Source organism: Paenibacillus sp. IHBB 10380 (assembly GCF_000949425.1).
Taxonomy (GTDB): domain Bacteria; phylum Bacillota; class Bacilli; order Paenibacillales; family Paenibacillaceae; genus Paenibacillus_AQ.
This window is the reverse complement of the sequence record NZ_CP010976.1, coordinates 5,044,097-5,056,679: the sequence shown is the minus strand read 5'-3', so window position 1 is coordinate 5,056,679 and position 12,583 is coordinate 5,044,097. Positions and strand designations below refer to the sequence as shown.

The 12,583-nt window shown below is 41.1% G+C and carries 12 protein-coding genes and 1 tRNA gene; 2 read left to right on the top strand and 11 right to left on the bottom strand.

Annotation, left to right across the window (positions count from 1 at the left end):
- Positions 1 to 129 precede the first annotated feature (129 nt).
- From secG to UB51_RS22980, 7 genes are all read right to left on the bottom strand, one after another.
- Complete coding sequence (secG, locus tag UB51_RS23010) at positions 130 to 363, bottom strand: preprotein translocase subunit SecG (RefSeq protein ID WP_044879303.1); 234 nt, start codon at positions 361 to 363, stop codon at positions 130 to 132.
- Positions 364 to 565: 202 nt separating this feature from the next.
- Positions 566 to 1,852 carry a phosphopyruvate hydratase gene (gene eno / locus UB51_RS23005; protein ID WP_044879302.1) on the bottom strand — a complete coding sequence of 429 codons (1,287 nt, stop codon included), beginning with the start codon at positions 1,850 to 1,852 and terminating at the stop codon, positions 566 to 568.
- 56 nt (positions 1,853 to 1,908) lie between these two features.
- The gene (gene gpmI, locus UB51_RS23000) at positions 1,909 to 3,453 is read right to left on the bottom strand and encodes a 2,3-bisphosphoglycerate-independent phosphoglycerate mutase (RefSeq protein ID WP_044879301.1); all 1,545 of its coding nucleotides are present in this window, start codon (positions 3,451 to 3,453) and stop codon (positions 1,909 to 1,911) included.
- A 1-nt stretch (position 3,454) separates the two neighbouring features.
- Positions 3,455 to 4,207 (bottom strand): triose-phosphate isomerase, encoded by a 753-nt coding sequence (gene tpiA, locus UB51_RS22995; RefSeq protein ID WP_044879300.1) that lies wholly within the window; start codon positions 4,205 to 4,207, stop codon positions 3,455 to 3,457.
- A 48-nt stretch (positions 4,208 to 4,255) separates the two neighbouring features.
- Positions 4,256 to 5,437: a phosphoglycerate kinase gene (locus UB51_RS22990; protein WP_044879299.1), complete on the bottom strand. Its 1,182-nt coding sequence runs from the start codon at positions 5,435 to 5,437 to the stop codon at positions 4,256 to 4,258.
- Positions 5,438 to 5,562: 125 nt separating this feature from the next.
- Complete coding sequence (gene gap, locus UB51_RS22985; RefSeq protein ID WP_044879298.1) at positions 5,563 to 6,573, bottom strand: type I glyceraldehyde-3-phosphate dehydrogenase; 1,011 nt, start codon at positions 6,571 to 6,573, stop codon at positions 5,563 to 5,565.
- A gap of 92 nt (positions 6,574 to 6,665) precedes the next feature.
- A complete protein-coding gene (locus UB51_RS22980) occupies positions 6,666 to 7,724 on the bottom strand; it encodes a sugar-binding transcriptional regulator (protein WP_044879297.1) in 1,059 nt (352 codons plus the stop codon).
- Between the two features lie 246 nt (positions 7,725 to 7,970).
- Between UB51_RS22980 and UB51_RS22975 the strand changes: the two genes are divergently transcribed.
- Both UB51_RS22975 and clpP read left to right on the top strand, forming a co-directional pair.
- A tRNA-Arg gene (locus tag UB51_RS22975) sits at positions 7,971 to 8,045 on the top strand.
- Between the two features lie 196 nt (positions 8,046 to 8,241).
- Positions 8,242 to 8,838 carry an ATP-dependent Clp endopeptidase proteolytic subunit ClpP gene (gene clpP, locus UB51_RS22970; protein WP_044879296.1) on the top strand — a complete coding sequence of 199 codons (597 nt, stop codon included), beginning with the start codon at positions 8,242 to 8,244 and terminating at the stop codon, positions 8,836 to 8,838.
- Between the two features lie 77 nt (positions 8,839 to 8,915).
- Here the strand turns inward: clpP and UB51_RS22965 are convergent, their stop codons facing one another.
- From UB51_RS22965 to UB51_RS22950, 4 genes are all read right to left on the bottom strand, one after another.
- Entirely contained in the window at positions 8,916 to 10,007 is a 1,092-nt protein-coding gene (locus tag UB51_RS22965; RefSeq protein ID WP_044879295.1) for a PdaC/SigV domain-containing protein, read from the bottom strand.
- Positions 10,008 to 10,105: 98 nt separating this feature from the next.
- On the bottom strand, positions 10,106 to 10,594 hold the full coding sequence (locus UB51_RS22960; protein ID WP_052676039.1) for a GIY-YIG nuclease family protein: 489 nt from the start codon (positions 10,592 to 10,594) through the stop codon (positions 10,106 to 10,108).
- Positions 10,566 to 11,330, bottom strand: coding sequence for a DUF2087 domain-containing protein (locus tag UB51_RS22955; RefSeq protein WP_044879294.1), 765 nt, complete (start codon positions 11,328 to 11,330; stop codon positions 10,566 to 10,568). The genes UB51_RS22960 and UB51_RS22955 overlap by 29 nt, the downstream gene beginning before the upstream one ends.
- A gap of 188 nt (positions 11,331 to 11,518) precedes the next feature.
- Positions 11,519 to 12,562, bottom strand: coding sequence for an ABC transporter substrate-binding protein (locus UB51_RS22950; protein WP_044879293.1), 1,044 nt, complete (start codon positions 12,560 to 12,562; stop codon positions 11,519 to 11,521).
- Positions 12,563 to 12,583 lie beyond the last annotated feature (21 nt).

Sequence of the window (12,583 nt, the reverse complement as noted above, 5' to 3'; positions counted from 1 at the left end):
GACAGAGGATAATCCAACGGAATGAAGAGATCAAGAGGGTACGGTGGAGGTCAATCTAAACTAAATTGCTCAAAAAAAACCTTCGCTCCCATAAATTTTGAAAGAGTGAAGGTTTTTCGTTCATGAGCATTATTTTACAATTACAGCTACAACTATAGCTAGAATAAAGAACCCTGCTGCAATTCCAACAGTTAAGCGTTGAAGCACTAAGTCCATACCCCGTGCTTTAGTCTTACCAAAAAGATGTTCAGCACCGCCGGAGATGGCGCCGGAAAGACCTGCGCTTTTCCCTTTTTGTAACAGAACAACCGCGATCAAACCAATGGAGAAAATCACGAGCAGTATTTGTAAAAACATTTCCATTCATTCCACCTCCTAAACGTGTTAAACATCGTCATATATTACAAATCGTATTTATAAGCATTATGTCAGTAAAACAGCACTTTTATTGTACCACAACGCTAATCTATTTAACAAGATTTGTTTCTTTGATAACATGTGATGTCAAACATATTATATCACAAAAAAAGCCAACCTCTGCAGAGGCTGGCTTTTTCTAAGTTAATTATTTTTTCAAGTTGTAGAAAGATTTCATACCGTGGTATTGAGCCAATTCACCCAATTGATCTTCGATGCGAAGTAATTGGTTGTATTTTGCAATACGGTCTGTACGGGAAGGAGCACCTGTTTTGATCTGACCTGCATTTGTTGCTACAGCGATGTCAGCGATTGTGCTATCTTCGGACTCACCAGAGCGGTGAGAGATAACTGCTGTATAACCAGCACGTTTAGCCATTTCGATGGCATCAAATGTTTCAGTCAATGTACCAATTTGGTTAACTTTGATCAAGATAGAGTTACCGATACCTTCTTCGATTCCTTTACCAAGACGCTCAGTGTTTGTTACGAACAAGTCATCACCAACAAGTTGGATTCTGTCGCCCAATTTCTCACTAAGCAATTTCCAACCTTCCCAGTCATCTTCAGAACAACCATCTTCGATTGTAATGATTGGATATTTGTCAGCCCATGATACAAGTAGGTCAACGAATTCTGCTGATGTAAAGGATTTACCTTCACCTTCCAAGTGGTACTTACCATCTTTGTAGAATTCAGTAGAAGCAACGTCCATACCTAGGAATACATCAACACCTGGTTTGTAACCTGCTTTTTCAATAGCTTCCATGATTGTAGACAATGCTTCTTCATTGGAAGTAAAGTTAGGAGCAAATCCACCTTCATCGCCAACAGCTGTATTAAGACCTTTAGCTTGAAGAACAGCTTTCAAGCTGTGGAAGATTTCTGCACCTGTACGAAGTGCTTCTTTGAAAGAAGGAGCTCCTACTGGCAATACCATGAATTCTTGTACGTCAACGTTGTTGTCGGCATGTTCGCCACCGTTCACGATATTCATCATAGGTACTGGTAATTGTTTAGCATTGAATCCACCTAGGTAAACATACAGTGGTAGATCCAAAGCATCAGCAGCAGCGCGAGCTACAGCCATAGATACAGCAAGAATAGCATTCGCACCTAATTTACCTTTGTTGTGTGTTCCGTCTAGAGCGATCATCATTTTGTCGATACCTAGTTGGTCAAGCGCGTCCATACCGATAACTTCAGGAGCAATCGTTTCATTTACGTTCTTAACAGCTTCTAGTACACCTTTACCAAGGTAACGAGATTTGTCTCCATCACGAAGCTCAACCGCTTCATGGGCACCTGTAGAAGCACCGGAAGGAACAATTGCACGGCCTAGAGCGCCGGATTCTGTATAAACTTCAACCTCAACAGTAGGATTACCACGAGAGTCAAGGACTTCGCGAGCATACACATCTGAAATAATAGTCATATGATTTAAATCTCCTTTGTTATTCTTATTAGTTGCATCTTTATATTATAATCGTCTTATTTACGACTAGCAATGACGCTTGTTCCTGTCATATCATCAGGTTGTGATAGCTGCATCAAATCAAGAATGGTTGGGGCAATGTCTGCCAATACTCCGCCTTCGCGTAAAGTAACATTCTCATCGGTAACGATAAACGGTACAGGGTTCGTCGTATGAGCTGTGAATGGGCGCCCATCCTCATCAAATACCATATCCGCATTACCATGGTCAGCTGTGATCAATACGACTCCGCCTTTGGCAAGAACAGCATCCACCACTCTACCCATACACTCATCCGTCACTTCTACAGCCTTAATCGTCGGCTCCAGCATACCGGAGTGTCCAACCATATCAGGGTTAGCAAAGTTCAGAATAATCGTATCGAAATTCTCAGCTTCAATCTCTTTCACGCAAGCGTCTGCCACTTGATATGCACTCATTTCGGGCTGCAGATCATATGTAGCTACTTTTGGAGAGTTGATTAGGATACGAGTTTCACCTGGAAGTTCCACATCGCGTCCACCACTAAAGAAAAATGTAACATGGGGATATTTCTCGGTCTCAGCAATACGTAGTTGCTTCTTGTTGTTCTGAACTAGAACTTCTCCAAGCGTATTATCTAAGTTCTTAGGTTCATAAGCAACATAACCTTCTACCGTTTCACTGAACATGGTAAGACATACAAAATGCAAATCGCGAGGAGCCTTAGGACCAAGCTCAAATCCACGGAAATCTTTATTTGTAAACACTTGAGACAATTGAATAGCACGGTCTGGACGGAAATTTAAGAAAATAACAGAATCTCCACTCTCAACTGTTCCAACTGGTTGTCCCAAAGCATCTACAATCACTGTAGGCTCTACGAATTCATCAAATAGAGACTTCTCATAAGATTCTTTTACGGCTTGAAGCGCATCCGTATACTTAGGACCTTCACCATAAACGATAGCACGGTATGATTTCTCAACCCGTTCCCAACGTTTATCTCGATCCATCGCATAATAGCGGCCTTGAACAGTCGCGATTTTACCAATTCCGACTTCGGCAATCTTCGCATTCAATTGTTCAATGAACAATATACCTGAATCGGGAGCAACGTCACGGCCATCCATAAAGGCATGGATGTAAACTTCATCCAAATCTTCTTTCTTAGCAAGATCCAACATAGCCAACAGATGATCAATATGACTATGTACGCCACCATCTGAGAGAAGACCATATAGGTGCAATTTCTTATTGTTAGTCTTTGCATAACGAACGGCTTCTACCAATGTTGGATTCTCGAAGAATTCACCTTCACGAATCGATTTGGATATGCGAGTAAGATTCTGATACACCACACGACCGGCACCAATATTCAAATGCCCAACTTCAGAGTTACCCATCTGCCCTGGTGGCAGACCTACGGCTTCTCCACAAGCTGTAAGTGTCGTATGAGGATACTTACTCATAAATCGATCATAATTGGGCTTCTTAGCTTGCGCTACAGCGTTACCTTCCACGGTGTTACGCAGACCGAAACCGTCCATAATAATTAATGCTACCGGTCTTGGTGCTGTCATCTTACTTCGCCCCCTCAACAAGCTGAACGTAAGAAGTTGGCTCTAAGCTGGCTCCGCCGACAAGTGCGCCGTCGATGTCACTTTGACCCATATATTCAACGACATTCTCAGGCTTAACACTTCCGCCATATTGAATACGTACTACATCAGACACGCTTGTTCCATACAAACCTTTTACAAGGTCACGGATATAAGAAATCACTTCATTAGCATCTTGTGCTGTAGATGATTTACCTGTTCCAATAGCCCAGATTGGCTCATAAGCGATAACAACTTGAGCTGCTTGCTCAGCCGTTAATCCCTTCAAAGCGCCTTCTGTTTGTACTTTACATACTTCTTTTGTCTGATCAGCTTCACGCTCTTCGAGCTTTTCACCAACACATACAATTGGAGTAATGCCATGCTTGAATGCAGCATGAACTTTTTTGTTAACAACTTCATCCGTTTCAGCGAAATAAGCACGACGTTCTGAGTGACCCACGATCACATAGTCAACGCCTAACTCTTTCAACATTACACCGCTAATTTCACCCGTGAATGCGCCGTTATCTTCAAAATGTAGGTTTTGAGCACCAATTTTGATTGATGTTCCTTTCACAGCTTCCACCAATGCAGGTAGATTCGTGAATGGAGCACAAATAACGCTTTCTACTCCGCTAACTTCTGCCTTGCCTTTAATGGCTTCAATGAATGTTTTCGCTTCTGGAACCGTTTTGAACATTTTCCAGTTACCAGCAATGATAGGTGTTCTCACGTGATTCACTCCTTCTTATTGCCTTACAATATCAATCATGTAGACAGTTTATTTATCGTTTAATGCCTCAACACCAGGAAGTGCCTTACCTTCCATGAACTCAAGAGAAGCGCCGCCACCTGTAGAGATGTGATCCATTTTATCAGCGAGATGGAACTTCTCAGCCGCTGCTGCAGAGTCACCGCCACCGATAATCGTATAACCTTCCGTTGTAGCGCAAGCTTCTGCTACTTCACGTGTACCATGAGAGAAAGGCTCAAGTTCAAAAACGCCCATAGGTCCGTTCCATACAACTAGCTTAGAGTTCTTAATGATTTCAGCATATTTGGCACGTGTCTTAGGCCCAATGTCCACGCCTTCCCAACCATCAGGGATATTGCCGACATCCACAGTGTCCTTGTTAGCGTCTGCTTTGAAATCATCTGCAATAACGATATCTTCAGGAAGATAGAAGTTCTTGCCAAGATCCTTCGCTTTTTGTATAAACCCAAGCGCTGCGTCCAATTTATCATCATCACACAAAGACAATCCGATTTCATATCCTTGAGCTTTCATGAACGTATAGGACAGACCGCCACCGATTAGAACGTTATCTGCGATGTTCAACAGGTTATCAATGACATCGATTTTGTCCTTAACCTTGGACCCACCAATGATTGCAGTAAATGGACGTTCAGGATCTAGAATTGCTTTGCCTAATACAGACAATTCTCTTTCCATCAACAAACCAGATACAGCTGGCAAATGATGCGCGATTCCTTCAGTCGAAGAGTGCGCGCGGTGAGCTGCACCGAAAGCATCATTGACAAACAAATCAGCAAGTTTAGCAAATTGCTTAGCCAATTCAACATCGTTCTTCTCTTCTCCAGCATGGAAACGGACATTCTCAAGTAATAACACGTCGCCTTCATTCATTTCAGCAATTTGTGATTCCACAGCTGCGCCTACAGACTCATCTGCTTTGATCACTTTTTTGCCAAGAAGTTCAGATAGACGTTCTGCTGCTGCTGTTAAACGCAAGGACTCAACCACTTGTCCCTTAGGACGGCCCATATGACTTGCAAGAATAACTTTTGCTCCGCGTTCTACCAAGTAATTAATCGTTGGCAATGTTTCGCGAATACGTTTGTCATCTGTAATTTTACCATCTTCGAGGGGCACATTGAAATCCACACGAACAAATACCCGTTTTCCAGTTACCTCAACGTCGCGTACACTCTTCTTATTCATCTCTCGTTCCTCCACACCCATAATTTAATTTTTAATAATTAGGAATTTAAGGAATAACACTTACATTTATAAAGAGCGGAAACAAATAATTCTGTTTCCGCTCTATAATGTTGACGCCTTTTGTACTACTTAGCGATTTTAGCGAAGTATTCCAAAGTGCGAATAAGTTGTGCTGTGTATGACATTTCGTTATCGTACCAAGCAACCGTTTTAACCAATTGTTTGTCGCCAACAGTCAATACTTTAGTTTGAGTTGCATCAAACAAAGAACCGAATGTGATACCTTTGATATCAGAAGATACGATTTCGTCTTCTGTGTATCCATAAGTTTCTACATCAGAAGCAGCTTTCATTGCTGCATTGATTTCGTCAACAGTAACGTTCTTCTCAAGAACAGTTACCAATTCAGTTAATGAACCTGTTGCTACTGGAACACGTTGAGCTGCACCGTCTAATTTACCTTTAAGTTCAGGAATAACTAGGCCAATTGCTTTAGCAGCACCCGTAGTGTTAGGGATGATGTTCTCAGCCGCTGCACGAGCACGACGGAAGTCACCTTTCGCATGTGGAGCATCCAATGTGTTTTGGTCACCAGTGTAAGCGTGGATTGTTGTCATCAAGCCTTCAACAATGCCGTAGCTGTCTTGCAATACTTTTGCCATTGGAGCAAGGCAGTTCGTTGTGCAAGAAGCACCGGAGATAACAGTTTCAGTACCATCAAGAATTTCATGGTTTACATTGTAAACGATCGTTTTCATGTCGCCAGTAGCTGGAGCGGAAATAACGACTTTTTTAGCGCCGCCTTTCAAATGCTTCTCAGCTGCTTCTTTAGTAGTGAAGAATCCAGTACATTCAAGAACGATGTCTACACCAAGATCTCCCCATGGCAATTCTTCAGGGTTACGGTTAGCAAGAACCTTAACTTCTTTACCATTTACTTTGAAGAATCCGTCATGTACTTCAACGTCACCGTCGAAACGTCCTTGAGTCGTATCATATTTCAACAAATGTGCTAACATTTTAGCATCAGTCAAGTCATTAATTGCTACTACTTCGATACCTTCCACAGCTTGAATACGGCGGAAAGCAAGGCGTCCAATACGTCCAAAACCATTAATACCAACTTTTACTGTCATTAAATTAGTCCTCCTAGAGTTCGTTTTTATTTATTCAAAACAGACGATTAGGTCTGTCGTGACAACATAGATTAAATATTATAAAAGTTTAGTTATTCCAAATTAATTAGTAGGGATCGTTTATCGATCTCTTTTTCAATTTCTAGCGCTGCGGCTTCATCTGTAACTAGGATATCCTCTTTACCGAACTGAAGAACCGCATGAATAGCTCTACCCTTACTTTTCCCGCCTGCAATCCCGATCACCACTTCAGTCTGCATAATATCTTCCAGTCGTAATCCCAATGTTAGCATCCTATGAACCATGGAGCCATTCTCGTTAAAATAATAACCGAAAGATTCTGCAACCGCGCCTTCTGCTTGGATCGTCTGTATCGTTACAGGGTCCAGATTTCTTCGGCGGGTCATTTCCATGGCGTCACCTATGCCGTGCACGATGATCCGTGACTGTCTGATTGTCTGCACAATCTCTTGAATGTTGCGATCTTGGACGAGCGATTGATAAGCATCATCGCTGAGCAGATCAGGTACATGTAACAACCGGTATTGTGCTCCTACTCTCTTCGCCATTGTTGAGGCAATCGTATTCGCTTGAAATTCCATACTCTCTCCAAGCCCCCCGCGGGCGGGTACGAACCAAGTTCCTTTAACAAGTGCAGAAGAAGGACAAGTGAGTTGTTCTGCCATTTCGGCTAATGTTGAACCCCCTGTAACAGCAATAATATCTTCATTACCCATGACGCTCAGCAAAGCTTTCGCGCCCGCACGTCCTAGCTCTCGCTTGGCGAACGACGATGACTCACAATCACCAGGTACAATGACCACTTTACGCAATCCGTAGGTTTGACGAATCTTATCCTCTAAATCTGTTAGTCCAAAAAGATTCTTAGCAATGGGCTCCATGAGTTCTAGCAGTTTCCTACCTGAATCATTAATCCTCATTCCCATACTCTCAATCTCAATGAGACCTTGCGATTTCAGAAGATCTGTCTCCGCACGCAACACGCGTTCTGTCATATGAAGCGAAGTTGCGAGTGTCCTACGACCGATCGTATCAAACAACATGATCTGCTGAAGAATGGTGTACCTTGTCTTGAGAATTTCCATGAGGTCAGGCAGAAGCTGCTTTTGTATTTCTAATATCGTTCGCATGCTTTCCACCCCTGCAACTTTCTTCTCACTTTCTCATTGGTCTTAAAATGTCCCGGGTAAACTTTTTAAGTCCCACTATTATTCTAACCAAATTTCGCGTCTCTTGCAAGTAGTCTTTGTGTATAATTTACAGGAGATGTTCTTCTTATACATTTAGTATTCTTCAGGCTATCCTAAGCTAAAAAATACTGAATACTCTTGCTATTCTGTTGTAGATATCATATAATAATTTGTGCTATCAATTTTGCGCCCGTGGTCAAATGGATATGACGTAGGCCTCCGAAGCCTGAGATCGAGGTTCAATTCCTCGCGGGCGCACCATTCTTTACATTTTTTAATACATAGCTTCTACTTATATGTATAACCAAACCAACAAAAGCCAATCATGGCTCTTTTTTTTACCTATAAGTTTGACTTTCTTTGACTTTTTGTTTTAAATTGTTTATTATGTGGTAATTAAGGCAATTGTTTAAGTAAGAAAGTCAATATTTGAACCAATTTAAGGGAGGTTTTTCACTTGGGTTATGTACCTATGGTTGTAGAACAGAGCAGTCGCGGAGAACGTGCATATGATATCTATTCCAGATTGCTGAAGGATCGCATTATTTTCTTGGGTTCAGAAGTCAACGATGTAGTGGCTAACTCCATTATTGCACAAATGCTGTTCTTGGCTGCCGAAGAGCCTGACAAAGATATTCACTTATATGTTAATAGCCCCGGGGGATCGATTACAGCGGGTATGGCAATATTCGATACAATGCAATATATCAAACCGGATGTATCCACTATTTGTGTAGGTATGGCTGCTTCTATGGGAGCATTCCTGTTAAACGCTGGTGCGATTGGCAAACGCTTCGCATTGCCAAACAGTGAGATCATGATTCACCAACCTTTGGGTGGTGCACAAGGTCAAGCATCCGATATCGAAATTCGTGCTCGCCGTATTCTCAAGATGCGCGATAAGTTGAACCGTATATTATCCGAACGTACAGGACAACCGCTAGAGCGTATTGAGAAAGATACAGATCGTGACTACTTCATGAGTGCTACAGATGCAGCAACCTACGGTATTATTGATAAAGTGATTGAGAAGACTTTACCAACAGGCATTTAATAAATAGATAGACATAAGACAACCCCCTTGCTCTGAAATTTCAGAAGCAAGGGGGTTGTCTTATAAATCAGTATATTTTATTTATAACTTTTGAATGGGTCTGTACCTTTAGGTAACAACTGATCGAATGGATACGCAAACGTAGGGATACCTACAGCATAGTCTGTATATTCATACTGTTGGAAGAAAAATAACATTCCGTTTTCACTTACGTTGAAATCAGGATTAGCACGTAATGCTTTAAATCCACCCAAGTAACCCTCATGGGCCTTTAGTTTCTTAGCTAAGTCTTTATTCAGCATGGTTCTGTAGGTTGGATTACTCTTCTTCAACAAATCATTCGCTGTTAGTAACTTTCCATCTTTTAATGAGAACGTGAAACCTGTACGAATAGTTCCACCATGTGCTCCACCTGTATTTCCATATTGATCAACTACAAGACTCAGTACACCATTTCGATTGTACGTCACCATGTAGTTCTGAATATACTGATAAGCATGCTCTATCGAGTCATCTCTATTATTAGCTTCTTTAATAGACTCTTCGTTGAACTTCTTCATATGCTGTTCCAGTACGTTATTGATCACATTCTCAGCATCAGAATTTACAAGCCCACTGACTTTAGGATAATGGAGAAGGTATACTGCATCTGACGTTGCTTTCTCTAATGTCTCCGTCTTGATGGTGATCGGATTGAGTATACGTTTGCTTATATTCAGCGTCTTCGTAGAAGGGTCCCAAGCACCCTGATATCCTAAATAATCATTCATTAATTTGAAGGGAACATAGATTCTGCCGTTGATATTCTTGACTTCATACTCATACAAGTAATAATTGTTAATGTTCGTGTTCACACCATGCTGTGATACTTCCATATTAAGCTGTGTATATCCACTGCCAATGCTGTATGTTCTTGTTCCTGGGTTATAACTTAAAGGGAGTCCTAATTGATCTCTTAACACGGTTAAAGGAATCAACGTGTTGCCTTCGCTCATTAACCCTTTTTGAGACAATTTAGTTCCCTTCCATTTCAATGCCACCGGGGTTTGCTGAACCGTATTCTTGATATTTCCTGCTGCCAATACGGATGCCTCTCCTGTAAATCCAGAACTTGCAATAAGAATGCCTGCTGCCATTGCCGCAGCACTCCACTTCATAACCTTATTCACATAGATCACGCCTTCCAATATTATCTATATAACTCTCTATATTATATCGAGGGAGATTTTAAATAAGGTTACAATCCCGGTTACATTATTGAAGCAAATTATGACTCATTTACTGGGCGATCGTGGTATCCTTTGTCATCATAAGGTTGTAATTTATCGAGCCACATTTGCTGCATAAGTTGGAGTTCATCCTTGTATTTCTTAACAGATGGATGATTCACCGGTACATTAACAGGGACCATACCCATAAGAGATTCCCCCTCTGCAAGCTTGATCTCATCAAGTATATCTAGTCTGAACGCATTCTCGCCATAGGCATTCCATTCCTCTTGCAATCCGGTTATACTGTGTAGTCCTGTATTAAGCAGGAATGTTTCTTTATTCAACGCTCCATGCAAATTATAGCTACTCCCAATAAAAATCTTACTATTCTCCATGTTGCAAATTTGATAAATCCCCATTCGCCGCGGACGTTGCTGGTATTCAGCCACTAACTCTTTTCTTCTTTGATGGTCCATTTGCCTACTTCCCTTCTCTCCAGCTTTAGTATGATTCAGGCTACCCTTTAACCCAATAACAACTTCCATCAGGAAACCGATCCATAAATCCATATTCAATTAAAAAACGTCTTAGCGTCACATAATCGTGGAATCGTTCCTTTAAGATCTCATTGACCTCTTTCTCTGTATATTGTTTCTGTTTATCAAAACTTTGAATAAGTTGCCGCAGAATAACAACCTTACGCTTTTCTTTCTTCGGGAATTCAGACAAAGGTCCTGTGGGTCCCTGTTTGAAATAGGCCCGAACGATCTCCTCATTCTCTTCCTCGGTAATCTGATGACGTTCATCTAACCAAGAATTCGATTGTTGAAATTGAATAAATCGACTTTGATTGATTGATTTCTCCTCTACAAGCTCCATGATCGAGAGAAAGACTTTAGCCTGCTTCATCTTCTCCCGTAGAGTAAATCTGTGATTCCGTATCGTCGATGTGCTTCCCCCATCCAATTCCCTAACAATTTCATTATCGTTCAGACCCATCTGGAACATATTTAACAGCGTTCGTTGCAGCTCTGTGAGTCCTGATATCTTTTTATCTAGTCCTAGCAAAAAGTCCAACATCGAGATATGATCACTTGCCACATGACGACGAACATACTTCTCCGCTTCGTAGAATACATCTTCAGCCTGATAAATAACCCCCTTCTCATACCTCTTACCACACACAAGACAAATGTATGCCTCCATCTCTTGATCAAATACATATCCTTGTTTAATTTCTGCGATAGTAGCATTCCAGAATAGTTCAGCTAACACACTCATATAGACAACTCCTATTTTCGTTTGCTTAATAATAGATATTTTATAATATTGTTTGGTTAAAATCAACCACTACGTCTTCAACCTCCATAATATTGATATATCTATAACCTAAAAACCCCTACTCATCTAGAGTAGGGGCCGTACATTGTCACATTATGATATGCTTTTATTTAGAACATGGAGGTAAGTTATTCCCGGCCACTCTTAAGTTCCGTCCAATATCGATCATAGATTTGAAGCGCACTTCCTACATCACTTAGCCATTCAGTACGACTTAGCTCTTCTTCACTAAGATTAATCATATGATTGTTACGATACTCTTCACTATGGAATTCCATAGCTTTAACATTGGGGTCACTATAACCTATAGATTCATAATTTTTAGCGCTAACTTCAGGCTCTAGCATATAATTGATGAATTTCTCGGCTAATTCCTTGTTCTTAGCACCCTTAGGGATCGCATAGTTATCCGAGAAAATAGTAGCTCCCTCTTTCGGAACGATATAGGCGATATCTGGATTATCCTTAACGATAAACGCTGCATCTCCAGACCATACTGTACTGATCCAGCCTTCTTCTTGAATCATCTTCTGCTTAATCGTGTCTGTATCAAATGCCAGGACACTTGGCAGCAGTTTCTTCAAATCATCAACGGCCAATTTAATCTCAGTCTCATCTGTAGAACCATTGGAGTACCCTAATTTCTTTAGAGCCATACCAATCACTTCGCGATTGTCATCTAATAGGAGTACCTTCCCTTTATAAGCAGGGTTCCATAAGTCTTCCCAACTATCAATAGAGTCTTTCACGTACTTCTTATTGTAAGCAATCCCCGTCACACCAGACATATATACAACAGAATACTTATTATCTGGATCATACTTCGGATCTTTGAATGGTTCAGCGATATTATCAAAATTAGGAATATTACTCTTATCCAGCGGTTCGAGTAAGCTATTCTTAATCATTGTCTCCACCATATAGTCTGAAGGCTGAATGAGGTCATACCCACCACCCCCTGCCTTAATTTTGGCCAGAAGGTCCTCATTATTCGCATAAATATCATATGTGATATCTACATCGAATTTATCTTCAAAATCCTTTATAACCGTCTCATCAAAATTGTCTGCCCAGCTATAAATATGCAGCGTCTCCTTAGAAGAACAGCCACTTAGAAGGGATAATGCCAGAACTCCTGCAATCAGCAGGCCCGTAAAGCTTGTCTTTCTCACAGTTACGTATCGCCTCTCTTT

Excerpts from the sequence above, each read along its gene's own strand:
- secG (WP_044879303.1), bottom strand. The coding sequence starts at position 363 with ATGGAAATGTTTTTACAAATACTGCTCGTGATTTTCTCCATTGGTTTG.
- eno (WP_044879302.1), bottom strand. The coding sequence starts at position 1,852 with ATGACTATTATTTCAGATGTGTATGCTCGCGAAGTCCTTGACTCTCGT.
- gpmI (WP_044879301.1), bottom strand. The coding sequence starts at position 3,453 with ATGACAGCACCAAGACCGGTAGCATTAATTATTATGGACGGTTTCGGT.
- UB51_RS22990 (WP_044879299.1), bottom strand. The coding sequence starts at position 5,437 with ATGAATAAGAAGAGTGTACGCGACGTTGAGGTAACTGGAAAACGGGTA.
- gap (WP_044879298.1), bottom strand. The coding sequence starts at position 6,573 with ATGACAGTAAAAGTTGGTATTAATGGTTTTGGACGTATTGGACGCCTT.
- UB51_RS22980 (WP_044879297.1), bottom strand. The coding sequence starts at position 7,724 with ATGCGAACGATATTAGAAATACAAAAGCAGCTTCTGCCTGACCTCATG.
- UB51_RS22960 (WP_052676039.1), bottom strand. The coding sequence starts at position 10,594 with ATGGAAGTTGTTATTGGGTTAAAGGGTAGCCTGAATCATACTAAAGCT.
- UB51_RS22955 (WP_044879294.1), bottom strand. The coding sequence starts at position 11,330 with ATGAGTGTGTTAGCTGAACTATTCTGGAATGCTACTATCGCAGAAATT.